Genomic DNA, 24,257 nt, shown 5'->3' on the forward strand with positions numbered 1-24,257 from the left:
AATTTGAACTTTAAGGAGTAGAAAATTTTATGCCTGAAAAAACATATCCGATGACTGCGGAAGGCAAAGCAAAGCTTGAAGCGGAATTAAGAAGTCTAAAACTTGAAAAACGTCCACAAGTAATTGAACGACTGAAGGTCGCACGTTCTTATGGTGATTTATCCGAGAACTCTGAGTATGATGCTGCTAAAGATGAACAAAGTCACCTAGAAGATCGCATCAAGGTGGTTGAGCATATGCTTAAATATGCCAATGTTGTTGACGCAACTGCCACTGATCCTGATGAGGTAGCGATTGGTAAAACGGTTACTTATACCGAAGTTGGTGAAGACGATTCAGAAACTTATACAATTGTTGGTAGTGATGAATCTGACCCATTAAATGGCAAGATATCGAATGATTCTCCAATTGCTCAATCGATTTTGGGTAAGAAAAAAGGGGATAAAGTCACAATTACTACACCAGGTGGTAAGTTTGATGCAGTTATTGACCAAGTTGAAGAATAGCAAAAAAGAAGTAAGTTACAATAACTTACTTCTTTTTTGTTTCATTAAGGTAGCTGACTAACTTGTGAAATGACGATAATCATTACTTTTGTCATAAATAACACCACGGGCATTTTCACCGTTAGAAACCGTAAATTTTGCCTTGGGATATTTTTTCCAGACTTCATTTTCTAAAAAATTACGTAACATTTGATTATTAGCTAAGACAGATCCGGTCAGAGCTACTGTCATTGGCTTAGGGTCTTCATAGCGATCCATACCAATAATAATATCTCGTGCTAAGAGTTGGGATTGCTGCTTAATCACAGCAGTTGCGGCAGGATTACCTTGATCAGCTAACTTGGCAACGTCAACGGCCATTGAGGCAACTTCAGGGTTACTCATTTGGTAAAATTTGGCAGTGGCATCAACTAAATTTTCGACATCAAATAATTGATTGAATAGCTGAATTAAGGCATTTTCTTCACGCTTGTCCCAACTAAGCAGTGCGGCCTTGAGTGCAGCTAAAGTAATCGCATAGCCGGATCCTTCATCACCCAAAACTGCGCCATAGCCACCAGTAGTAATAATATGGCCTTTTTGTAAACCGTTAAAAACTGATCCAGTTCCAGCAATCACTAATCCGCCGTCTTCACCTTTAAGTCCATTGTAAAGTGCCAATAATGAGTCGGTGACTGCTCTAGTTGGCAAGTTGCCAATCTTACTAGAAATTTCTGCTGCTACTTGAGGAGCATTTCCGATTACTGATAATCCAGCCATTCCGCATAGTACACGTTGACAGTCACCATCAATTTGATTTAAAAGCTGGTTAATTGCGCTAGTAATGTTGTTAATTGCGTCCTCATAGTCGGTATTTAGTTGCCCCGGTCCAGTTTCAATTTGTTCAAGTTCTTGTCCAGTTGTGTCATAGGCAATTGCAATGGTGTGGGTTCCACCAGCATCTACGCCAATTTGGTATTTTAGTGTCATATTAAGTCTTCTTTCTGCTTAAGCTTGTAACTTCTTTATTTTATTACAAACGCTACCAATTTAGAAGATTTTTATTAGTAACTGAAACTTGAAAGCAGTAAAACTAGCCAGATTCCTTATTGAGTCTGGCTTTTTTGGTTCTTAATTATATTTTAAACGCTTCTCTGCAGCTGCTTTTGAATAAATCCTGGCAGTAATTTAATAAAATTATTTATTATCCGCTCGACTTCTGTAGTTATTTCTTCTTTAACTGCTTTTAGGGCACTTAGCAGGTAGACCAATGCTTCTTCAAACGCCAAATCCGGCAACGCATCATTCATCAAATAGAATAAATCCCCAATTGTTCGCTCATCAACTGCTTGTCTCTCTTGCCAAGCCAGCAAGTCATAAGTTAAGGCGGTAATTGCAAAATATCCGCACTGACCATCGTAACTTTGAATTTGTGATTTATCTAAAGCTAGGTATTGCTTAGCTGCTTTAAAGTAGGTTTCTATCTGCCATCTACGACCATAAAGCTGAATGACTTCTTTAGGTTGCAGCTGATATCTGGTGGTAGCCAAGACCAAGTACTTTCCCTTATTACCACGTTTAGTAACATATACTAATCTGATAGGAAAACTATGTCCTTGATACTCTGCCTCGACTACACAACTATAAAGATAGTCATCTTTGGCTTTCAGCTTTGAGCCAGCTAAGCGTTCATACAAACTTTTTACATCATAAAGGCGACCACGATAGCAGTAGTATACCTTCTTGCTCAACTTAAGCATCGAGACACTGTCTAATCCTAACTGCTTTAACTGCCAGAACATTTTGGGCGAGGCAAACCAGCTGTCAAACAGTACATAGTCTGCTGGTACACCTTCATTGATAGCTTGCTTAAGCAATTCAACCGTGACATCATTCATTTGCCTTTGGGCTTGGGTTCTTCTTCTGCCTGCAATAGAACGATTATCGGTTGTAGTGGCTTTACTGCCAAGCAGATTTTGTTTTCTCTTGGTGGACATCAAAGCAAAATTAACTGGCAAAAAAGTATTGCCGTCACTCCAACCAACGGTCAAGCCACGATAACCATTAACATATTTATGCTCATTATGATCGTAAACTTTGGCAAGTAATTCCGCTTTCTTAGAATAGGAACGTGCTAGCAAAGTATCATCTACAATCAAAGCTAGTCTTCTACGCTTGTCGATTACCGGTTTAAGTACCTTAATTAGTTTGGCAGCAGCTAAGCAAAGCAGTTTTTGCCAATTGATGCGGCCATCATTAAGGATATTTCTGCCAGTCTTAGAGGTAAATTCAGCTGGTTGGTCAAAACGATACAGTGATTTACGGGCAAAACGTGATTGGATTAGCCATTTAACTACCATCAGCAGGCTAACTAAAGAATGACGTCTAAAATTAACCTGTTTACTTAAGTCAGCTAGACCAATTAATTTTGTAAAAGATGAAATTAAGGAAGAAGTGTCCTTTTCTTGATTGAATTGCGGTATACTGTTCATAACGTAAGAACTCCTGTAACTTTAGTTTTGGTTATTTAAAGTATAACGCAGAGAGGGCTTGCGTTTTTATTTTTTAGGCAAAAAAGCTAGAAATCACGCTCTTTTGAGGTGATTTCTAGCTTTCAAGTTTCAGTTAGTAATAAAAAAAGCGGCACATTTTTTGATGAGATTAATTTGCTAGTCTTAAAATTTTAGCAAAGTTATGGTTGAGATGATAGCATTAACTAGTGGCTTTTGATAGAATAATTCTAGTTTAGAGAGGTTTGGATTTCGTGAAATATTCTAAGAAAAATCGGGGAGCAGCTGGCTCGAAAAAACAGGCTTCGACGCCAATCCGAATGAAAATTATTTTAGTGATTATTTTTATTTTGTTTGCTGCTTTAATAGGTCAATTACTATACCTGCAAGTAGGCTATGGTTCACGCTTTAAAGCAGAAGTGCAGAAGTCTAATTCTGCAGTAGTTTCAAGTCAAGTGCCTCGCGGGGTAATGTATGACAATAAGGGACGCGTTCTAGTTGGTAATAAGGCGCAAAGTGCCATTACTTATACTAAGAGCGTTTCGACTACTGCTGATCAGGCTTATACGCTTTCAAATGCTTTGAGTAATTATATAAGTCTTAATGATAAACTTAGCAATCAGCAGTTAATTGATTATTATTTGGCAGATAAGGACAATAGTAAAAGGGAGTTGGCTAAAGTTCCAAAGTCGATTCGCAAAACTGAAGATAATGACCTGATTAATGCTCAGATTGCTAAACAAGTTAATCAAGAGCATATTAAGCTATCTAAGCGCGAAAAGACAGCTGCTTCAATTTATAATAAAATATCTGGTGCGTATACTTTATCAACTATTTATTTAAAAAATTCTGATCTAACTGATAAAGAAATTGCAGAAGTAGGAGAGCATTTATCTAGCTTGCCTGGTGTAGGTATTGGAACTGATTGGAAACGTTCATATCCTAATGGATCATCTATTCAAAGTATTATTGGCTCCGTCTCAAGTGAAAAAGCTGGTTTACCGAGTGATAATTTGCAATACTATTTAACTAACGGTTACTCACGTAATGATCGCGTCGGTACCTCTTATCTAGAAGAAAAGTATGAACCTTTACTAAAAGGAACCAAAGCAACTAGTAAGGTTTGGACTAAAAGTGATGGTGATATTGAACAAACCAAATCGGTTTATTCTGGTCAAGCTGGTGCTAGTTTAGTGTTGACACTAGATGCTAAATATCAAAAGCAAATCCAGTCGTCACTCAAGTCAATCTATAGTTCAGCTTTAGCTTCTGGTGCTGCTCGTTATTCAAATGGTGCCTATGCGATTGCAATGAATCCTAAAACCGGTGCTATCTTGGCAATGGCAGGAATCAGTCGCGATCCCAAAAAGAACAAGTTAAGTGATAATGCTTTAGGAGCAATTAATCAAACCTATGTTATGGGATCAGCGGTTAAAGGTGCGACAGTTGCGGGAGGATTGATGAACAAGGTAATTACGCCTACGAGTAGTACAATGCCTGATACGCCGGTTTATTTACCCGGTTCGCCAATTAAAAAGTCCGTTTATCCAGTTGGAACTTTTGGTGCTTTAGATGCACCGAGTGCTCTAGAAGTTTCCAGCAATATTTATATGATGCGCATGACAATGGACTGGGTTCATGCTAAATATGTACCTAAAGAATATATCAGCATGCCCAACACTGCTTTTGATACATTGCGGCATAATTTTAGTATGTTTGGGCTTGGACAAAAGACGGGGGTTGATTTACCCGGTGAAGTGTCGGGGATTAAAGGACGTTCTTTTAATAGTCAAGGACAAATCCTGTCTGGTTCTGTACTTGACCTGTCCTATGGTAACTATGATGCATATACGCCAATTCAAATGGTTCAGTATGTTTCTACAATTGCTAATGGTGGCTATCGTATGCAGCCATATGTTGTTCAATCAGTTGGACGCAGCGCTAAAGATGGTAAGAAAGTCTATATTGATTATAATAAAAAACCAAATGTCCAATTGCGGATCCCATGGCAACAGGATGAACTAAATGTTGTTAGGCAGGGATTTTGGCGGGTTGTCCATGGAACTAATTCATGGGGAACTGCTCACAAGTTAAAGGATGTAAAGCCGTCAATTTCTGGTAAATCTGGTACGGCGCAAACATTTTATTATGATCCTGACAATCCTAATCAGAAAAATCCGCCAGAGGTAGTTAATGCAACCTTTGTTGGATATGCACCATCAGATAATCCAGAATTAGCTACTGCGGTAGTTTTTCCAGGACTAGATCCTGATTTAGAAGGCTCATACACATTGCAAATGACCAAGGCAATGGTTCAGGATTATTTTAAATTGCATAAAAAATAGTTTTTTAACATTATTACTGGAAAAGTCCTAAATAACATGGTATTCTTACATAGTTAGAATAAAAATTGTAGGTGGTGAAAGAAATGGCAGATAATATCATTTTGGAATGCACCGAATGTGGCGATAGAAGTTACTTATCTAAGAAAAACAAGCGTAAGCATCCGGAACGTTTAAGTTTGAAGAAGTATTGTCCTGTTGAAAGACAAACAACTCTTCATCGTGAAACTAAGTAATAACCCAAAATAGCAGGAGCCTATGCTCCTGCTATTTTTTATCTTTGGAAGAATTATGAACAAAAAAGAATTACGGCAAAAACAAGTAGAAAAATTACAGCAGTTTAAAGATAATCCGGACAAACAAGCTGAAGATCAAGCCTTACTTAACCAGGTGATGTCTTTGCCATTATTAAAGCAAAGCCAAAGCATAGGGGTAACCTCGTCCTTACCATATGAGGTTGATACTTCCAATCTAATTGCTAGTCTTTGGGATCAAGGTAAGGATGTGTACTTGGCTCGTGCCAATAATGATGCTGAGCATACTCAAGACTTTCTGCATTACAATTACATGACACAACTAGCCAAATCCAGCTTTGGCGTTGAAGAAGTTAGTGATCCTAATGCTGAAATTAATAACGAATTAGATTTAATGATTGTACCCGGTTTAGCGTTTGCTCTTGATAGTCATGAGCGTTTAGGATTTGGTGGTGGTTATTATGACCGCTTTTTGGCTAAACATCCACAGACTCAAACAATTGCATTAGTTAATTCACAGATGAGCTTTGAATCTGCTAACTGGCAGATCGAACAGACTGATATGCCAATTAAATGGCTGATTACTCCAACTGAAATTTTGGAAAGTTAGTAGGCTTGTAATGAATAGACGACAGAATTTTAAAGATTGTTATATGACTTGGACTATCTTGGCTGTGTTATTTCTGGTCTTTTTACTAGAAACTGGGCTAGGTGGTTCAAAAAATACTACCGTATTAATTGAATTGGGTGCAATGAACAAGAAAGTAATCTTAGAAGCTGGACAATGGTGGCGCTTATTTACTGCCCAATTCCTGCATATTGGCATTATGCATCTGATATCTAATGTGGTAATGATTTATTACTTGGGTACTTATCTAGAACAAATTCTGGGACATTGGCGATTTTTGTTAATCTACCTACTAGCTGGCGTTGGTGGCAATTTGCTTAGCTTAGCTTTTGGCGATGTTAATCTACTTGGCTTAGCTTTAGGAGACAACAATGTTATTGTTAGTGCAGGTGCCTCTACAGCTTTGTTTGGCTTAATGGGTGCAATGACTGCTATTGGCTTGCGTAATCATGATAACGCAGCGATTGTCTATTTAGGTAAACAAGCTTTTTGGTTAGCGCTGCTAAACTTAGGTTTTGACTTATTTGATCCCAACATTGATTTATGGGGACACCTTGGTGGCCTGCTTACTGGATTGCTTTTAGCAATTATTGTAGGTGATCGCAGATTTCGCCAGTATCCGTTTAAGGTTCGCCTAGTAGCTGTATGTATTTTAATAATTTATATTGTGGCCACGGTTCACAGGGGCTTGAGTATGGCTTTAGGTGGTGGCTTTGCGTGAAGAATCTCTATGATGTGCAGCAATTGCTTGAAAAGTATGGCGTTTTAGTTCATGTGGGTAAGCGAATTTGGGATATTGAATTAATGGCTCTTGAGCTTGACAATGTTAATCAATCACATTTAATTGATCAAAAGCTTTATCTAGAAGCTAAAATGATTTTGGCTCGTGAACACGAATATGAAGAGCGCAAGGCAAAGGATCATAGCTAGTATAGTAAGAATTATTTTAGAAAGTTTTTTAGGAGAAAAGCATCATGTCAACTTTTTTAATTATTTTAGATGTTGTCCTGGTCCTGGTTATTCTCGGCTTTGTGGCAGTTTGGTTATGGAATAAGTACCAGACTAAACGCCTGGGAGACGGTGATTTGACCAACGAGGAATTTAAACAGGGAATGCGCAAAGCACAAATTGTTGATTTGCGGGAAAAAGCACCATTCAAAAGAAAGCATATTGATGGTGCCAGAAATTTGCCATCAACTATGTTGAAATATCAATATAGTGAACTACGTGCAGATTTGCCAGTTTATCTTTATTCTGACTCATTGACAGTAACACTTCGTGCTGCCAGATTTTTGCAAAAGAAAAAATTTACTTCAATTAAATGGCTTAAAAATGGCTTTGATGAGTGGGATGGTCGGACTAAGGCATCTAAATACTAATTGGTGGAACATGTTTGGCAGATTTGCTCAAACGTGTTTTTTATTTTATATTATTAAAAAGGATTTTAAAATATGCAAAAAGTATTGGCAATTGTTGGTCCAACAGCGATTGGAAAGACTAGTTTAGCGATTACCTTGGCTAAGCAATTGTCAGGAGAAATTGTGTCAGGTGACTCGATGCAAGTTTATCGAGAAGTAGCAATTGGAACAGCTAAAGCTACACCGCAGGAGCAAAAGCAAGTTAAACATTATTTGGTTGATACACGTTCTATATTTGAACCATATTCTGTCAAAGACTTTGTTGATCAGGCTGAAGCCGCAATTCAGCAAATTGGTCAACAGGAGAAATTGCCGATGCTAGTTGGTGGAACTGGTTTTTACGTGAATGCATTGTTAAATCAATTGCAATTAGGAGAAAAATCTGGTCATAATTCAGCAATTGACAATAAATGGCAAGCCTATCTATTAGCTAATGGCGAGCAAAAGTTATGGCAAGAATTAAATATGCGTGACAGCGAAGCTGCTAGTAAAATTGCACCGCAAAATTCACGGCGAGTTTTGCGTGCGTTAACAGTGATTGAACGGACAGGACAACAGTTTTCCAAGCAACAGACCGAAATAAAACCACGCTATGATTATTTAATTATCGGCTTAAATTCTGAACGGTCAGAAATTTATCGTCGAATCGATTTGCGAGTGGACCAAATGATGGATCAAGGAATGCTCAAGGAAGCAGAATTTGTTTATCAGAATCGTCAACGCGAATATCAGATCTTGCAAGCAATCGGTTATAAGGAATTCTTTCCATATTTTGAGGGTGAAAAAAGTTTGGCAGATTGTGTTACTCAGCTAAAAATGGCTTCGCGTCATTATGCCAAACGGCAATTAACGTATTTTCGCCATCAGTTGCCACTTACGTTTTTTGATCCATTAAATGATCCCGATTGTATTAAAAAGATTCTAGAGAAAGTTGAGGAATGGTTAAATGAATAATTGGCCAACAGAATTACAACAGTTAGTTAAGGAAGTAGATCAGCAAATTGCGCCGCAATTAGCTAAAATTGACGATAATATTTTATATAATCAAAATAAAGTTTTGCAGGCATTTAAAGATCATGCAGTAGCAGAGGCTGATTTAATTGGTTCGACCGGTTATGGTTCCGATGATGCTGGCCGTGATAAATTAGATCAAATTTATGCCCAAATTTTTCAGACTGAGGATGCGTTAGTACGTTCTCAATTTGTGTCTGGGACTCATACTTTGGCTACAGCGATGGCAGGAAATTTATTACCTGGTGATGAATTGACGTATTTAACTGGAATGCCATATGACACGGTTCAACAAGTGATCGGACTAGCTGGTGATGGTCGCGGAAGTTTGATGTCCTATGGGGTTAAGTTCTCCCATGTTGATTTAAAAAATGGCGAAGTTGATTATCAGGCTGCTCGTCAGCTGCTTAGCTCGCACCAGCCTAAGATGATAGTTATCCAACGCTCTCGCGGCTATGATACACGGCAGAGTTTTACTGTCGGCAAAATTAGACCAATGATTGAAATGATTCGCGAAGTCAGTCCCAAGAGTATTATTTTTATTGATAATTGTTATGGCGAGTTTTCTGAGCAACATGAACCAACAGAATATGGCGCTGATCTAATGGCGGGTTCACTAATCAAGAATGCTGGCGGTGGTTTGGCTAAAGTTGGTGGTTACGTTGTTGGTAAACATGAATTAATTGAAAATACAGCTGCGAGATTGACCGCTGGTGGCATTGGTCGCGAAGAAGGCGCTAGTCTTAATAATAATCTGGATTATTTTGAGGGATTGTTTATTGCACCTAACATTACTGGTAATGCAATTAAAGGTGCGATTTATACGGCTGCAATTTTGGCAAGAATGGGCGAAGAAGTAACACCCAAATGGGATGAAGACCGCACAGATCTGATTCAAGCTGTAATTTTTCATGATAAGGACAAGATGATTCGATTTGCTAAAGTCTTGCAGGCTAATTCGCCAGTTAATTCGTTTGTTGATCCAATTCCAAGCAACGATACTGGCTATGAAGATCAGGTTATCATGGCTGACGGCTCCTTTATTGAGGGTGCCAGCATCGAATTTTCTGGTGATGGTCCAATTAGGCCACCTTATGCCATTTATATGCAAGGTGGTCTAACTTATGCTCATGTTAAAATTGCGATTACTAATGCAGTTAATGAGTTATTCTTTCAAAATAATTAAAGTTAAAACTTGGTTAAATATACTAGACCACTTTGACTTTTGCCAAGGGGTTTGTTAAGGTGTTAATCAGGTTTAGCAGAGAGCTAGGAAAGGCTCTGTGACCAGACCAATTATTATGCAGTTTGATTTTATTAGGTGGCAAAACATGACGAAAACAATTACAGCAGATGATATTAGAAAAAGTGTTGCTGATCATGATGTACGTTTTTTGCGGTTAGCTTTTACTGATATAAACGGTAAGCTTAAGGCTGTCGAAGTACCAAATAGCCAGTTGGAGAAAGTATTGTCCAATGATATTCGATTCGATGGGTCTTCGATTGATGGCTTTGTGCGTTTAGAAGAAAGTGACATGGTATTATATCCTGACTTCTCAACTTGGGCAGTTTTACCTTGGTCAGATTCTCAAGGAGGCAAAATTGGTAGTTTAACCTGTTCAGTTCATACAACTGATGGTGAGCCATTTGCAGGGGATCCTAGAAATAATCTGAAACGGGTACTTGCAGAGATGAAAGACATGGGCTTTTCTGATTTTGATATCGGTTTTGAAGCAGAATTTCATTTACTTAAACTTGATAGTAATAATGATTGGACTACTCAAGTGCCAGATCATGATTCGTATTTTGATATGAATTCAGACGATGAGAGTGCTAGATGTCGACGTGATATTGTTGAAACATTGGAAAGTATTGGTTTCGAGGTTGAAGCAGCCCACCATGAAGTTGGCGACGGTCAGCAAGAGATTGATTTTCGGTTTGATGATGCGTTGACTACAGCGGATCGAGTACAAACTTTTAAAATGGTGGTGCGGGAAGTTGCTAGAAAGCACAACTTGTTTGCTACCTTTATGGCTAAGCCATTGCAAAATCAACCGGGTAATGGGATGCATACGAATATGTCGTTATTCAAAAATGGAAAGAATGCTTTTTATAGTAAGGATAATGAATATCACCTTTCTGATACTGCGCTCTACTTTTTAAATGGTATTTTGTCTCATGCACGGGCAATTACTGCAGTAGCTAATCCAACAGTCAATTCATATAAACGGTTAATTCCTGGCTATGAAGCACCTGTGTACATTTCATGGGCTGCTAAGAACCGCTCACCGCTAGTCCGGATTCCTTCGGCAGAAGAAGTAAATACACGTTTAGAGATGCGGTCTGCTGACCCAACAGCTAATCCATATTTACTGCTTGCTGCTTGCTTAACTGCTGGTTTAGATGGAATAAAACAGCAACAACAGCCAATGGCTCCTATCACTTCCAATGTCTTCAATATGAGTGAAGAAGAGCGTGAAGCTAAAGGAATTAAGCCATTGCCATCAACGTTACATAATGCAATTACTGCATTTAAAGCTGATAAATTAATTCAAAGTGCCCTTGGCAGTCGTCTTTCGAAGAGTTTTATTAGTTCTAAAGAATTGGAATGGGCACAGTACACACAAACTGTTTCTGATTGGGAACGTCAACGTTATATGGAATACTAGATAGTAATGAAACTTCTTAACAACATTATCCACGAGTTCATAATTTTATGAGTTCGTGGATTTTTTGTATATATTATTTTCTATGAGTTGCTTAAGAAAGCGCTATATTGAGAAAATATCTAGCAAGTGCCTGCTTTTTTTTATGAACCACTTCAAAATTTATTTTTTCTAAATTTAAGTAGCTTAAAATCAATAAGCGCTTTATTCATTATTACTCCGGTATTTATAAGTTAGCTACTTAAGTAACAACTAGACTATTTAAATTTATACCAATTTTAAATAAGTGGATTTTTTTAAAAAAATCTGGTGTTTATTTAATTATCATGTTCCTATTTTGTGATGTTATGAATAAAATTACGGCAAAGTTTTTAGTTGATTAGTTATTAAAACTAAAATATAGAAAATTTATTTCACAATTTATTAGCATAGTTGAAAAACAATATTGTCAAAAATCGGTAAGTTAAAGTCTTGATATTTTAATAAGTATAGTTGAAAGGCCGCCTTTGATTGACATTTATTCATTAAAAAAAGACATATATATGAAAACGCAATCAAAAAAATGGTTATTTTTATTTGTGATTTTAAAATAACTTTCTGATGCTTAAACTTAATAAATTTACTTTTTTCAAATAAAATTTGTTATTTTAATATATCTATGCTAGAATAGCATTAATCTAAATTCCTTTAAATGCAACAATGTAGCCGATTAAAAAAGCAGTTTTTTGTCTAATTATTTAAATTAGCAAATATTGATGTTATTATATCTTTTAAAGCATAATTGATAATATGGATTAACGGATTTTGCTAAAATTTATAAATGTTATTTTTATTGGGTATAAATAACAAAAAATATGTTGTGTTAGGTGAAACTTATACCAATTTTTTTGCCTAATTTTATTGACATATTTGAATAATTTGATTACGATAGTTATGTAATTCATATAGTTATGCGATATAGCTAAGAAAGAGAGGAATTATGTTAGGAAAAAATAATTTTGATGAAAGGTTACGGCAAATAGAGAATCAATCTAAAAAAGATCGTTTCTCTATTCGTAAGTTAACCGTAGGTGCTGCTTCAGTATTGATCGGCTTGAGCTTTGTTGGTGCAAATGCACAAACAGCTAAAGCTGATACTGTTGCTCCTGATGCTCAATCAACTGAAGAAGTTTCAGCTTCAACTGAAACAACTCCAGCAGAAAATGAAGCAAACGAAAAAGCAGCTTCTAGTGCCACCAACACTGAAGCTGCTTCAAGCAAAGCTAAGGATAATTCAAAAACCGACTTGTCTTCATACAAAGGTTTGAAATCATTCTTAAAGGATGCTAATAGTAATAATGAGACAGAAAAAGACGAATCAACTGATTCAGCTGCTTCTGCAAATACTACTGTTACCAATGATAATACTTCTAAGCCTGAAGCACAAGCAGATGACCTTAGTAGCGCTACAGTTGCGGATGCTCAAAACTTCGTTCTTGCTTTAGGTAAGGGTGAAATTAAGACAGTTAATTTGGAATCTGATATTGATGTACCAAATGGTATTACCGATACTTGGATTAACAAGTTAGGTGAAATTGGTGTTCGTGGTGACAAGGTTATTAATGGTAATGGCCACACCTTGAAGCTAAACAACAACCAATTGAGTGGTAACATTATCAAGAGTGGTAGTGTACCAAGCATTACTTTCAATGACATTACTATTGAAGGTACCGGTAGTTACTTAACTAATATTCCAATTGTTAACAATTATCCATGGACCACTTTAGGTGATTTCAGTAACATTAACTTGCACAATGCACACACTAAGAATATTACTTTTGGTGGTGGCTTTGATGCTCCATTAATCGCTGCTAACATCAATATTTCTGGTGACACTACTATTGATTACCTTGGCAACGACAAAGGTAGCAGAGGTGCAACCTTGTTTGATGGTAATGTTAATGTAGCCAATGGCTCTAAAGTTACCATTAACGCTAAGAATCTTGTTCAAGTATTTAATGGTGAAGCCTTAAATTCAATTGAAAGTTTAATTCCAAACTTAAGCAATGTTCTTAGCCAGCTTAAGGATAATGGTTTAATTGATGGTATCACTAATACAATTGGTGATTTGAGACTTGGTTCAAGATTTGTTATTGGTGACAAGGCTAATGTTAATGTTAACATTGATTCAACTGTAACTCGTTTAGCTGATTCAGCAATTTTGAACATTGACGTTAACGATGGTGCAAGATTTAAGATGGTCGACAATGCACCCGCTGTTGATGCTAGCTTACTTGATGCAACTGCTAACTGGGTATACTTGACTGCTAACAATCCTGCTTCAGTTAAGATTGTAACTACCAATCCTAACTTAAGACGTCCAGCAATCAACTACTTAGGTACTTGCATCAATGGTAAGAATATTGGTATGGCTGATGTTGGTCAATCGAAGAACTGGGTCTTTGATGCTAAGAATGCTAACCTAATTTCAGCAACTTATATCCCATTCTTATCAGATGCAATTGATAGTATTGTTACTACTGTGTTCCCACAACTTAACATTGATGGTATGAACACCACACTGGATAATGATTACAAGACTCCAGTTGATAAGATTGCTACTAATGGTAATGCAAGCAAGACATTTGTTAACATGGGAACTGAAAAAGACTTGATGAAGTACTTCTCATTCTTGAACGGTCCACTTGTTGATGCAACCATGATTCCTGGTGGAATTGGTGACTTAATTGGTGATCCAATTAACAACTTACTTGGCATTAATGCAGTTCCTGGTTTGCAATTTGGTACTGACTTAGATGATGTCTTGGTTAAGACTGGTGCTGGTCGTTTCGACGTTTCAGCTAAGCCTCAAGATGCCGTTAGTGCTGATTCACTTGGTTCAGCAGAAGACATTCTTTCAGCTTACGATAGTTCAACTAAGACCACTCGTTCAGTTGCTAACTTGAAGAAGACCAAGACTATTACCGATGCATCATGGATGATCGATAAAGCCATGACTAAAGATGGTTCTTTGATTGACGGTGGTGTTATCGCAAGTAACACTGGTAAACTTAATAAAGCTGCTGGTAATGCTACAGCTGACGAATTAGGTAACGCAGTTATTCAAGTAACTTATACTGATGGTACTGTTGACTATGTTCCAGTATTGGTTAAGGTAGTTGCAGATCCAGTTAAACCAGATAAGCCAACTGATGAAACTAAACCTGCCGACAAGCCTACAGACAACACCAACAATGGTGGTTCAGTAGCACCTGCTCCAGCACCAGCACCAGCACCAGCTCCTTCAACTCCAGCAACTGACAATAACAGCGATGCTGATAAGGATAAAGATAGTCAAAAGGCAACTGAAAAGACCTTAGGTCACGATGCTTATGTTTATGATGAAACTGGTACTCGTACTACTAAGAAGTACAAGGCTGGTGCAACTCTTGATACTTATGGCACCAAGAACATTGATGGACGTAAATATTATGACCTTGGAGACAACAAATACATTGTTGCTTCAAACATTGATGGTAAGAAGAGAAAGCTTAAGAAGAACGCTTACGTTTACAAGAAGAACGGCAAACGGGCTAATAAGAAGACTCTGAAGAAGAACAAGTATGTTACTACATATGGTGGTCCTTCTACTATTAAGGGTAAGAAGTACTACACTATCGGTGGTAACAAGTACGTTAAAAAGGCAAACTTTCGTAAATAACTAATACTTATAACTCTTTCTATATTATTAAAATAGCACACACACACGAAAAGAACGTTTGAAAATTTCAAACGTTCTTTTTATATGCACTTGTAAAACTGTAATCCATTTGTTATGATTCTGTTTACTTTACGTTATTTTTTATTTAAACGGTTTAATTTTTTATGGAAGGGATATAGCCATGATTAGAAAAAATAAAAGCCGAAAACAACCGCTTTCAGTCACAAAAAAGAAACAAAGCTTTGCCATTCGGAAGTTGGCAATTGGCGCGGCTTCTGTGTGTTTGGGAAGTTATTTTATTACTACACAAATTACCGCAACGCAAGTTAAAGCAGATACTGTGTCTGAGACGCAGCAAGTTACTGATTCTAAGTCTAAGCAGCCTAATTTAGCAACTTTTCAAGGTTTAAGTGAGTTTGTCAAAGCAGATACTGATAACAATTCTAAGTCAACTACTAGAGCTAACGAGCATCAAGAGCATCCAGAGATTATGCAGGAACTACAGCCGGTGGAATCAAGTCAAGACATCAATTCATCACCTAATGCTCAAAGTTCAAAGACTGTCGTTACTTCTAATACTGTATCAAATAAGCCAGCATTACTAACACAAGTTCAAAGTGCATTTACTGATGTAGAAGAAGTAGTAACTGCTCCAGATTATGCAGATAGGATTGATCTTAAGACTCAAGAGAAAGTTGCGGATTGGTATAACTTTGCTGCAGACAATCTGCGTGGCGTGCTTAATGATCCTGATCAATACACTGAAACAGATATTCAAAAGCTATTAGAGCAAGATGGCGATATTCGAGAGTATGCTAAATGGCTTAAAGCAGAATATAATGCTCCTTCGCAGCTAGCTGTAGATAATTGGTCAGATTTTTTATTAGGTATTGCAGCTCCTAGAGTGAAGACTATCGATTTATTGTGTGATCTTTATTCGCCAACAGAATTAGCTTCAGATACAGAAGTCAGAATTACCTTTTTAAATGATAAGGTAGTTAATGGTCATGGGCATAGCTTGATAATGCAGCAATGTTATTACTTTAGCAACGATTACCTAGTACCAAATGTGACAGTAACTTTTGAGCAAATGAGAGTTGTTAACGCGATTAATGACTTGGCAGCCAGGGAATATGCAATATTTAACTTTGATGCTGATGGTTATAATAGTGAAAGCGGTAAAGCCATCTACCCAACTCTTAAGCTAGATCAGGTAACTTTACAAGGTGACTTTAACGTTAATTCAGTTGGCATGCTTGCATTAAATAGTGTTAAGATTGATCATTCGTTGAATCGTCTTAAAGGACAGAGACAACTAATAATTACGGGTGACAATTATTTCGATTATTTCTTTGATTATAATAAACAGGATATTTGGTCATTAGAGAATAATCCATTAATCTCTGGTGGTGAAGAAGGTGTGAGCATTGCTAAACAGTTCTATTGTATGCTTTTGGCAGAAGATGCACGGCTTACTGCGACTTTTAATGCCATTAATATGCCTGAAGATTTGGATTATCGGCAAGGATTTGATTTTATTGGTGGCGGATTTATTGTCGGTAAAAATGCGCAACTGACACTTTCCGGTGATTACATTGCCAAACTACTACCTAGATACGATCAGGGAGTGTTTGTAGTCGGAGACAGTGCCAAGGTTGATATCCAGGCTGGTGAGCATTGTGGGAATGTCTTAGCGACTTCACCAATTGAAGCCCGGCAAGATTCAACTTTTGTAGCGGAACTTAATTCGATTCATTGTGATGAATATCCTGACAGTGCAACTCTATGGTCATTACACCCTATGAATCCCAAGCTTTTCAAGATTACTAGCAAGTCAACAATTACTTTTGCCTCATCTGATGGTTTGTATATTCATGGCGAAAAGATTGCATTGTCCGGTGATCATCAGCACAATTGGCTGATTAGTAAGCCGCGTGCAGCCACTAACCCTGATGGAACATTAGTTGATGAAGCAATGGATGATCGAATTAATGCAACAACTAGCTTGGCTTTTAATCAAACTGATTTTTCTGAGCTGAGTGCTAGTCAACAAGCTGATTATCTTAACGGTTTTGGTAATCCAATGGTACTTAACCAAGATCCGCTAGCAGAAATCAAACAGTTTTTACCAGCAAGTGATATTGCGACCCAGGGTAAAGCTTATACAAAAGATGGTCAGGTCGATCTTAATGGTGGTTATTTGCCATTTGGCAATGCAGGGTCATTATCATGGGGTGAAACTGATGCTAACGGTAATCACTTGCCAGGGTTCAGTGAATGGCAAAATCCTGATCATAAAATTTATAACTTGCGACTAGGAATGGATTATCAACAGATTCTAGAGCAGACTGATGCAGGTAATTACGATGTGCAGGCTGCTGCAGAAGTAGCGGCGGATGCCAAAAATATTAATTTAAGTCAGGTTATTTGGCAAATTAAAGATAAAAAATCTGCTAAAAATGTTTCCTTAACAGAGCTTATGAATACTAAAGATAGCTTTAGTCCAGATCAAAACGTGGTAGTCAACATCAACTTTCTACCTGGGAAGTCAATGAATGCAGCTGGAGAAGTTGAAGATCATGGTCTAGTTGGTGAAAATGGACAATTACTTAAATCCGCTCAAATGAATCCAACTGACTTAGGAAATGCAGTGATTAAGGTAGTCTATGGAGATGGCAGCTTTGATTTAGTGCCAATTCTAATTAAACAAGCTGCAAGTAATCAGCCTAGCGATACCAATCAGTCTGGTGCTAACATTACCGACAGTGTAGATAATGGTAACGTTCCTAATCAGGTAGGTGAAGCAAGTACTCCAGTTGCGGGTAATGACCATGAGACAAGTACTCCAGCTGAGACAGGTAATGTTGATAATGGTAAACCAGGAAATATTGATCAGGTTAATCCAGATCAAGGAAATATACCGACTGGCTCAGAAAATAATCAAATTTCAATAGTTGATGAAAATCATACTACTGAAATTGAGAATCAGCCTCAAGATAACCTTAATCTTGATCAAAATCCAAGTGCTAGTGCTGGAGAAGTTGAAGCAAGTACTCGCAAGCAACTGCATCACAATGCCTATTTGTATAACAAGCAAGGAAAGCGTATTACTAATTTAGTACTTAAATCAGGTTCTTGGGTGACGGTTTATGGAGTAGCCGTTATTAATCAGCGCAAATTTTACCGACTAGAACAAGATTTATATTTGGCAGCTGGTAATATTGATGCCCAAGTACGCAAGTTAAATCATAACGCTTATGTCTATGATCAAATTGGCGCTAGAGTTACATCAGAATGTAAGCTTAAAGGTTCTGAACTTGAGACGTATGGAGATCCAGTCAAGATTAAAGGACAGGATTATTTAATTATTGGTGATAATCGTTTGGTTAAAAGCAGCAATATTGCTAATGCACCAATTGCGCCAGAACGAGCAAAAGTTACTGGTTTAGTGCTTAATGGAGAACTAAAGCATAACGCTTATGTTTATGATGCACAGGGCAAGAGAACTAATCAGGTGATTTTGGCGATTGGTTCACAAATGTATGCGGCAATTGAAGAGACAATTAATGGTCGTAAATACTATGATTTTGGCAATAATCAACGATTATTAGCAGCTAATATTGATGGTAAACCAAGAAGTTTGACTCATAATGCCTATATCTATAATAGATATGGTCAGCGAATCGGTAAAAAGGTTCTTAAAAAGCAACAAAGGATTCAAACCTATGGTTCCCCAATCAAGATTAAGCAGCAAAGTTATTATGTAATTGGCGATAATCAATATCTTAGATGTAGCAATTTTAAATAAATAATAAAAAAGATCAAACATTTTAATTTGAAGTGTTTGGTCTTTTCATTTGCAAATATTTGCTTTGTTGAAAAAATTGGCAATTACGGAAAATAACTTGATCTCAGTAAAATAGCAAATGCTCTATTTGAACTGTTTCCCCCACAGCCAAGGGTCTTCATGCCAAGTTTTTAGAGTGTCATATTCAGCTGCAGTAATTTGCTTTTGATCTTTTTCTTCTTGCAATAATTCTGGATAAGATAGTAATGGATTAAAACTAACGTTAGCTTTTGCGAAGTTTTCACGTGCATCAGGTAAATAATAGGTGAAGATTGATGACACACCAATAACTTGGCCACCTTCTTTTTGGGTGGCCTTGACGGCATCTAAAACGGAACCACCAGTAGTAATTAAATCATCAATTAATACGATTTGGTCAGTTGGGCTAAAACGCCCTTCAATTTGTCGACCTTTGCCGTGGTCTTTAGGTTTTGGGCGAACATAAATCATCGGTAAACCAAGCTTAGCGGCTACTAAAGCTGCATGCGGTATGCCGGCTGTAGCTACGCCGCCAATGATACTCACATCAGGATAGTTAGTTTTAATTAGATCTGCTAAATCGCTAGCAATCCAAGCACGCAAGTCCGGATATGAGATGGTCAAGCGTAAATCGGTATAAATTGGTGACAGCATACCACTAGCATAAGTAAATGGCTTGGCAGGTGAAATAGTAATGATCTTTTCTTGAATTAATCTTTTTATAATTTGTGTCTGGTGCATCTTAATTGAACTCCTGTTTAATAGTTTGGTAAACATCTTGCGGATTAGCTGCTTGAGTGATAGGGCGCCCCACGACAATCGCACTCGCCCCAAGTTTACACGCTTTTTGCGGGGTAGTAACTCGCTTTTGATCATCCTGCGGATTTGACTTTAACCTAATACCAGGTGTAACACATAAAAATTCGCTACCAAGTTGCTGTCTGATAGCTGCTGTTTCTAGTGGTGAACAGATAACGCCGTCAGCACCAGCTTTTTTAGCCATTTTAGCTAGACTAATTACCTGTTCTTGCATGGGCAGCACGCAGTTTTGCTCGTTTTTCAAAATTGCTGGCGAAATCGACGTTAATTCAGTAACTGCTAAGAGTTTAGGAAGAGGTTTTCCGGCAGGACTGCCAGCTGCTAGACCGGAGCGGGCTGCCGCAATCATTTCACTGCCGCCTAATGCATGGACAGTTGTGCAGTAGATGCCTAGTTGTGCTAGTTGTTTGGCAGCATGATAGACGGTATTAGGAATATCATGTAATTTTAAATCTAGGAAGATTTGATAGCCTTGCTGAGATAACTCTGTTACTAAATTAGCGCCAACATGGTAAAACAATTCCATTCCAATCTTAAGGTAAGTTTGTTTAGGTGAGCCTAGCTTAGCTAATAAATCAGTAACTGCTTGTTTACTTGGTAAATCTAAGGCTACAAAAACTGCTTTTTCCATCAAAACCTCCATACAAAAAGTCTATTCTGGCACAGAGCGCGTCAAAATAGACTTTTTATATATTATAAGATAGTCAAAATCAACTTGCGGTCTCTCTGTACCGATTAAAGTTTACAATTGTTATGCTACCATCATTGCTTAGCAAAGACAACTATTTTCGAAAAATAATTTAGTAAATTAACTTTGCTTTTTAACTTATTGCTATAATTAGATTGATAGTTAAGCTGTGGAAGGAGTTTAAAAATTTTGGCTAGAAAAAGAAGAAAACATTTATTAATTGGGATAATTGCTTGCTTATGTTTATTAGTTTCCGGATGGTTTAGTTTCGGTCCTGGGATTGCTAACAACAATTCACGTGAAGTCACAATTGGCGTAGTTGGTCAAAGTAAGGCTGAAGCAGCTATTTGGCACAAAGTTGATCAAAAGGCACAGCGGGATTATGGAATAAAAGTAAAAACTAAGGTTTTTACTGACTATAATCAACCTAATAAGGCTTTGAAAAACGGCGATATCGATTTGAATGCTATTCAGACCACAACTTTTATGCATACTTGGTCTAAAGCAAATCATACTAAGATTGTTTCACTGGGGCAGACTTATATTGCACCAATTAGACTTTACTCAAAAAAGTATCATAAATTAAATCAATTACCTCAAGGAGCAACAATTGCAATTCCGAGCGATGCAGCTACAGAATCTCGGGCACTCTATGTTTTAAAAAACGCTGGGTTAATCAAGTTAAGGCCATCTCATAAATTGAAAACGATAGCTGATATTATACAGAATCGACAAAATTTAAAAATTAAAGAAGTTAGTGATGAGCAATGTGCTCGCATTATCGATTCTGTTTCTGCAGTGATTGTTAATAATGATTTTGCAATCCCTGCAGGCCTAGGACCAAAAGAAACGATTTATACTGAGCCTATAAATCATGATTCAGCAGGTGCAATTAATAATATTTGCGCCCGTGCTGATCAAAAGGATAATTCGGATTATGCCAAAGTAGTTAAATGCTATCAAACAGCTGAAACTAAGCGCTTGTATCGCAAATACTATGGTGATATGCAACAAGCCGTTTGGGATGTAAAGCTAAACTAAGTAATTCCAAGTTTTAACTTGGCAAAATTAAAAAAACGTGTAAAATTAACTGCAAAATAATGGTAATGTCTGTGAGCATTAATTTTGGAGGAAAAATGACTAAAATAAGTGTAAGTTTACCGGGACTTAATTTAAAAAATCCAGTTATGCCAGCAAGTGGCACTTTTGGTTTTGGCGATGTTGCTGCCGCTAAAAAATTTGACTTGAATGAATTAGGAGCAGTAGTGCTTAAGACGGCTACACTAAAATCGCGTCTAGGCAATCCGCAGCCGCAAGTTGCTGTTTTGGGCACTGGTGGGGTATTAAATTCAGTTGGGCTAACTAATCCGGGAGCAAAAGTGGTGGCTCAAGAAAAGCTCCCAACTTTGCGTGAACAATATCCTGATTTACCGATTATTGCTAGTGTAGGTGGCGGTGATAAAGCAGAATATGTTGCTGTCGCGCAAATACTGGCAAGTAGTCAGCCTAACGCTCTAGAAATCAATTTTTCTTGTCCCAATGTAGCACGTGGCGGAATGACAATTGGGGTGCAGCCAGAATTAGTTGAATCAATTACGGCAGCTATTAAGCAAAGTGTTGATTTACCAGTTTATGTTAAGTTAACTCCTAATGTGACAGATATTACGATAATTGCACAAGCAGCTGCAGCTGGCGGTGCCGATGGTTTATCGTTAATTAATACGGTAATGGGGCTAGAGATCAATCTTAAATCGCGTAAACCAGTCCTTGGCAATAATGTTGGCGGTCTCTCAGGCAGTGGCATTAAGCCACTAGCTCTCTATCAAGTGCAACGTGTTCGCAAAGTGACGGATTTACCGATTATTGGCATGGGCGGCATTACTACTGCTCAAGATGTGGCAGAATTTATGCTGGCTGGAGCTAACGCGGTGGCTGTTGGCAGTGCTCATTTCAATGATCCACTAGCTTGCGTTCATATTATTCAGGAGCTGCCGCAAGTTCTGGCGGATTTGGGAGTTAGCGATATTAATGATTTAGTTGGACAAGTTAGTTTTAATTAGTTAAGACTAGCAGTTTCAGTTGACAATTTAGCTGTTTGCACGTATATTGAATGAAATGTCCTTTAAAATAGTCCTGTGAGGCTAGTAAGGTGAACAAGTATGATACTTTTCCCCTACAAAACACTTAGTCTCAAGTTGGCTGGGTGTTTTTTCATGGACGTAAAAGATAATTTAGGAGAAAAGTTAAGATGGCAAAAGAAATTTGGGATGCGTTAGCGATGAAGCGGGCGTTAACTAGAATTACCTATGAAATTATTGAACGCAATAAAGGAACTGAAAATTTGGTATTAGTCGGGATTAAGACTCGCGGTGTTTATTTAGCGCAACGTATTCATAACAGAATTCAGCAGCTAGAGGGTGTTGATGTACCGCTAGGCCAACTTGATATTACGCTTTACCGTGATGATCGCCATGATGCTTCTTTAAAGCAAGATCCAATCGTTAATTCGGAAGCGGTTGGTGTTGATATTGCTGATCAGCATGTAGTCCTAGTTGATGATGTTATTTATACCGGACGTACGGTTCGTGCAGCTATGGATGCGCTCATGGATTTAGGACGTCCAAGTTCAATTGCTGTGGCTGCTTTGGTAGATCGGGGACATCGTGAGCTGCCAATTAGAGCAGATTTTGTTGGTAAAAATATTCCTACCTCAATGAGTGAACAAGTAGCGGTTAAGGTGACGGAAATTGATAATCAGGATAGTGTTGAACTAAAGACATTACCAAAATAAAAAAGATACAGTTAAATTCAACCATTTAATTGGCTCCAGTGAGGGTCAGAAGGGTTTGAGTTCTTTTGTAATATGCTGAGTATTGCATGGTTAAGAACCCTTTTGTTAAGTCTGGAGCAGGTTAGATGCTTCAGATTTATTTTTTTACAAAAAAGGATTCACTTATGAAAAATAAAAATATAGTTGCTTTACCACATTTTGTTAGTGTAGAAGATTTAAGTACAACTAAGGTGCAGGCATTAATTGATCGCGCAGAATATTTTAAAGCCGGTGGCACTTCTCCTAAATTAACTGAGCCAGTTTATGTTACCAATATGTTTTTTGAAAATTCTAGTAGAACACATACTAGTTTTGAAATGGCTGAAACTAAACTTGGTTTAACTGCTATTCCATTTGATCCAGCCCATAGTTCAATTAAAAAAGGTGAAACTTTGTATGATACTGCCTTAACTATGGCGGCTTTAGGAATTAACTTAGCAGTTATTCGGCATCCTGAAAATGAATATTATGAAAAATTGATTAATCCGGCTGCTACTGAACATCTTAATTTAGGCATTATTAATGGTGGCGACGGCAGTGGTCAGCATCCGTCACAATGTCTGCTAGATATGATGACGATTCATGAACATTTCGGTCATTTTGCAGGGTTGAAAGTAGCGATTGTTGGTGATATCACTAATTCGCGAGTTGCCAAAAGTAATATGGTGTTATTGACTAAACTAGGTGCGCAAGTTTATTTTTCAGGTCCAGAGTATTGGTATGATCAGGAATTTGACCAATACGGTCAGTACTGCGCAATTGATGAGTTAGTTGATAAGGTCGACGTTATGATGTTGTTGCGAGTACAACACGAACGTCACGCTGACGATCCCAACGAAGCTGAGTTTGATAAGGTAAAATATCATGAACAATATGGGATTAATGTTAAGCGCTATGCTGCACTTAAAGACAATGCCATTATTATGCATCCAGGTCCAATTAATCGTGGTGTGGAATTAGCTAGTGAATTAGTCGAAGCTCCTAAGAGCATGTTCGTACGTCAAATGGAAAATGGCGTTTTCATGCGGATGGCGATGATTGAGGCAGTCATGCGTGGACGCGGATTGGGAGGCCTGTAAA

At 37.6% G+C, this 24,257-nt stretch carries 20 protein-coding genes; 16 read left to right on the top strand and 4 right to left on the bottom strand.

The window, feature by feature from the left end:
- The first annotated feature begins 29 nt into the window (after positions 1-29).
- On the top strand, positions 30-506 hold the full coding sequence (gene greA / locus OZX56_RS03210) for a transcription elongation factor GreA (protein ID WP_277126680.1): 477 nt from the start codon (positions 30-32) through the stop codon (positions 504-506).
- A 57-nt stretch (positions 507-563) separates the two neighbouring features.
- On the opposite strand, the gene OZX56_RS03215 is transcribed toward greA, so the two are convergent.
- Both OZX56_RS03215 and OZX56_RS03220 read right to left on the bottom strand, forming a co-directional pair.
- Positions 564-1,475 (bottom strand): BadF/BadG/BcrA/BcrD ATPase family protein, encoded by a 912-nt coding sequence (locus tag OZX56_RS03215; RefSeq protein WP_277140156.1) that lies wholly within the window; start codon positions 1,473-1,475, stop codon positions 564-566.
- Positions 1,476-1,627: 152 nt separating this feature from the next.
- A complete protein-coding gene (locus OZX56_RS03220) occupies positions 1,628-2,977 on the bottom strand; it encodes a transposase (RefSeq protein ID WP_277140157.1) in 1,350 nt (449 codons plus the stop codon).
- A gap of 272 nt (positions 2,978-3,249) precedes the next feature.
- Between OZX56_RS03220 and OZX56_RS03225 the strand changes: the two genes are divergently transcribed.
- The 11 genes from OZX56_RS03225 (at position 3,250) to OZX56_RS03275 (ending at position 18,822) form a co-directional block, all read left to right on the top strand.
- Complete coding sequence (locus tag OZX56_RS03225) at positions 3,250-5,340, top strand: penicillin-binding protein 2 (protein WP_277126678.1); 2,091 nt, start codon at positions 3,250-3,252, stop codon at positions 5,338-5,340.
- A gap of 83 nt (positions 5,341-5,423) precedes the next feature.
- On the top strand, positions 5,424-5,573 hold the full coding sequence (gene rpmG / locus OZX56_RS03230; RefSeq protein ID WP_277126677.1) for a 50S ribosomal protein L33: 150 nt from the start codon (positions 5,424-5,426) through the stop codon (positions 5,571-5,573).
- Positions 5,574-5,628: 55 nt separating this feature from the next.
- Complete coding sequence (locus tag OZX56_RS03235; RefSeq protein ID WP_277126676.1) at positions 5,629-6,201, top strand: 5-formyltetrahydrofolate cyclo-ligase; 573 nt, start codon at positions 5,629-5,631, stop codon at positions 6,199-6,201.
- A gap of 10 nt (positions 6,202-6,211) precedes the next feature.
- Positions 6,212-6,940, top strand: a complete 729-nt coding sequence (locus tag OZX56_RS03240) for a rhomboid family intramembrane serine protease (protein WP_277140158.1) — start codon at positions 6,212-6,214, stop codon at positions 6,938-6,940.
- Positions 6,937-7,149: a YqgQ family protein gene (locus OZX56_RS03245; protein WP_277126674.1), complete on the top strand. Its 213-nt coding sequence runs from the start codon at positions 6,937-6,939 to the stop codon at positions 7,147-7,149. The genes OZX56_RS03240 and OZX56_RS03245 overlap by 4 nt, the downstream gene beginning before the upstream one ends.
- A 44-nt stretch (positions 7,150-7,193) precedes the next feature.
- Positions 7,194-7,598 carry a rhodanese-like domain-containing protein gene (locus OZX56_RS03250; RefSeq protein WP_277126673.1) on the top strand — a complete coding sequence of 135 codons (405 nt, stop codon included), beginning with the start codon at positions 7,194-7,196 and terminating at the stop codon, positions 7,596-7,598.
- Positions 7,599-7,670: 72 nt separating this feature from the next.
- Entirely contained in the window at positions 7,671-8,591 is a 921-nt protein-coding gene (gene miaA / locus OZX56_RS03255) for a tRNA (adenosine(37)-N6)-dimethylallyltransferase MiaA (RefSeq protein ID WP_277140159.1), read from the top strand.
- Complete coding sequence (locus OZX56_RS03260) at positions 8,584-9,834, top strand: methionine gamma-lyase family protein (protein WP_277140160.1); 1,251 nt, start codon at positions 8,584-8,586, stop codon at positions 9,832-9,834. Before miaA ends, OZX56_RS03260 begins: the two co-directional genes overlap by 8 nt.
- A gap of 145 nt (positions 9,835-9,979) precedes the next feature.
- The gene (glnA, locus tag OZX56_RS03265; RefSeq protein WP_277140161.1) at positions 9,980-11,317 is read left to right on the top strand and encodes a type I glutamate--ammonia ligase; all 1,338 of its coding nucleotides are present in this window, start codon (positions 9,980-9,982) and stop codon (positions 11,315-11,317) included.
- 976 nt (positions 11,318-12,293) lie between these two features.
- Complete coding sequence (locus OZX56_RS03270) at positions 12,294-15,014, top strand: SLAP domain-containing protein (RefSeq protein ID WP_277140162.1); 2,721 nt, start codon at positions 12,294-12,296, stop codon at positions 15,012-15,014.
- Positions 15,015-15,195: 181 nt separating this feature from the next.
- Entirely contained in the window at positions 15,196-18,822 is a 3,627-nt protein-coding gene (locus OZX56_RS03275) for an SLAP domain-containing protein (protein ID WP_277140163.1), read from the top strand.
- Between the two features lie 123 nt (positions 18,823-18,945).
- Here OZX56_RS03275 and pyrE read toward each other — a convergent pair whose 3' ends face one another.
- Together pyrE and pyrF are read right to left on the bottom strand one after the other, a co-directional pair.
- Entirely contained in the window at positions 18,946-19,581 is a 636-nt protein-coding gene (gene pyrE, locus OZX56_RS03280; RefSeq protein WP_277126667.1) for an orotate phosphoribosyltransferase, read from the bottom strand.
- Between the two features lies 1 nt (position 19,582).
- Positions 19,583-20,290, bottom strand: a complete 708-nt coding sequence (gene pyrF, locus OZX56_RS03285; protein WP_277140164.1) for an orotidine-5'-phosphate decarboxylase — start codon at positions 20,288-20,290, stop codon at positions 19,583-19,585.
- Between the two features lie 246 nt (positions 20,291-20,536).
- Here pyrF and OZX56_RS03290 point away from each other — a divergent pair, with 246 nt between their 5' ends.
- The 4 genes from OZX56_RS03290 (at position 20,537) to OZX56_RS03305 (ending at position 24,256) form a co-directional block, all read left to right on the top strand.
- The gene (locus tag OZX56_RS03290; RefSeq protein WP_277140165.1) at positions 20,537-21,388 is read left to right on the top strand and encodes a MetQ/NlpA family ABC transporter substrate-binding protein; all 852 of its coding nucleotides are present in this window, start codon (positions 20,537-20,539) and stop codon (positions 21,386-21,388) included.
- Between the two features lie 95 nt (positions 21,389-21,483).
- The gene (locus tag OZX56_RS03295; RefSeq protein WP_277140166.1) at positions 21,484-22,407 is read left to right on the top strand and encodes a dihydroorotate dehydrogenase; all 924 of its coding nucleotides are present in this window, start codon (positions 21,484-21,486) and stop codon (positions 22,405-22,407) included.
- 188 nt (positions 22,408-22,595) lie between these two features.
- Positions 22,596-23,138 (top strand): bifunctional pyr operon transcriptional regulator/uracil phosphoribosyltransferase PyrR, encoded by a 543-nt coding sequence (gene pyrR / locus OZX56_RS03300; protein ID WP_277140167.1) that lies wholly within the window; start codon positions 22,596-22,598, stop codon positions 23,136-23,138.
- A gap of 164 nt (positions 23,139-23,302) precedes the next feature.
- A complete protein-coding gene (locus tag OZX56_RS03305) occupies positions 23,303-24,256 on the top strand; it encodes an aspartate carbamoyltransferase catalytic subunit (RefSeq protein WP_277140168.1) in 954 nt (317 codons plus the stop codon).
- Position 24,257: the final 1 nt, after the last annotated feature.

The organism is Lactobacillus sp. ESL0684 (assembly GCF_029392675.1).
GTDB lineage: Bacteria > Bacillota > Bacilli > Lactobacillales > Lactobacillaceae > Lactobacillus.

Excerpts from the sequence above, each read along its gene's own strand:
- OZX56_RS03260 (WP_277140160.1), top strand. The coding sequence starts at position 8,584 with ATGAATAATTGGCCAACAGAATTACAACAGTTAGTTAAGGAAGTAGAT.
- OZX56_RS03270 (WP_277140162.1), top strand. The coding sequence starts at position 12,294 with ATGTTAGGAAAAAATAATTTTGATGAAAGGTTACGGCAAATAGAGAAT.
- OZX56_RS03235 (WP_277126676.1), top strand. The coding sequence starts at position 5,629 with ATGAACAAAAAAGAATTACGGCAAAAACAAGTAGAAAAATTACAGCAG.
- OZX56_RS03295 (WP_277140166.1), top strand. The coding sequence starts at position 21,484 with ATGACTAAAATAAGTGTAAGTTTACCGGGACTTAATTTAAAAAATCCA.
- OZX56_RS03250 (WP_277126673.1), top strand. The coding sequence starts at position 7,194 with ATGTCAACTTTTTTAATTATTTTAGATGTTGTCCTGGTCCTGGTTATT.
- OZX56_RS03220 (WP_277140157.1), bottom strand. The coding sequence starts at position 2,977 with ATGAACAGTATACCGCAATTCAATCAAGAAAAGGACACTTCTTCCTTA.
- OZX56_RS03305 (WP_277140168.1), top strand. The coding sequence starts at position 23,303 with ATGAAAAATAAAAATATAGTTGCTTTACCACATTTTGTTAGTGTAGAA.
- OZX56_RS03240 (WP_277140158.1), top strand. The coding sequence starts at position 6,212 with ATGAATAGACGACAGAATTTTAAAGATTGTTATATGACTTGGACTATC.
- pyrE (WP_277126667.1), bottom strand. The coding sequence starts at position 19,581 with ATGCACCAGACACAAATTATAAAAAGATTAATTCAAGAAAAGATCATT.
- rpmG (WP_277126677.1), top strand. The coding sequence starts at position 5,424 with ATGGCAGATAATATCATTTTGGAATGCACCGAATGTGGCGATAGAAGT.
- glnA (WP_277140161.1), top strand. The coding sequence starts at position 9,980 with ATGACGAAAACAATTACAGCAGATGATATTAGAAAAAGTGTTGCTGAT.
- pyrR (WP_277140167.1), top strand. The coding sequence starts at position 22,596 with ATGGCAAAAGAAATTTGGGATGCGTTAGCGATGAAGCGGGCGTTAACT.
- OZX56_RS03275 (WP_277140163.1), top strand. The coding sequence starts at position 15,196 with ATGATTAGAAAAAATAAAAGCCGAAAACAACCGCTTTCAGTCACAAAA.
- miaA (WP_277140159.1), top strand. The coding sequence starts at position 7,671 with ATGCAAAAAGTATTGGCAATTGTTGGTCCAACAGCGATTGGAAAGACT.
- OZX56_RS03215 (WP_277140156.1), bottom strand. The coding sequence starts at position 1,475 with ATGACACTAAAATACCAAATTGGCGTAGATGCTGGTGGAACCCACACC.
- greA (WP_277126680.1), top strand. The coding sequence starts at position 30 with ATGCCTGAAAAAACATATCCGATGACTGCGGAAGGCAAAGCAAAGCTT.
- pyrF (WP_277140164.1), bottom strand. The coding sequence starts at position 20,290 with ATGGAAAAAGCAGTTTTTGTAGCCTTAGATTTACCAAGTAAACAAGCA.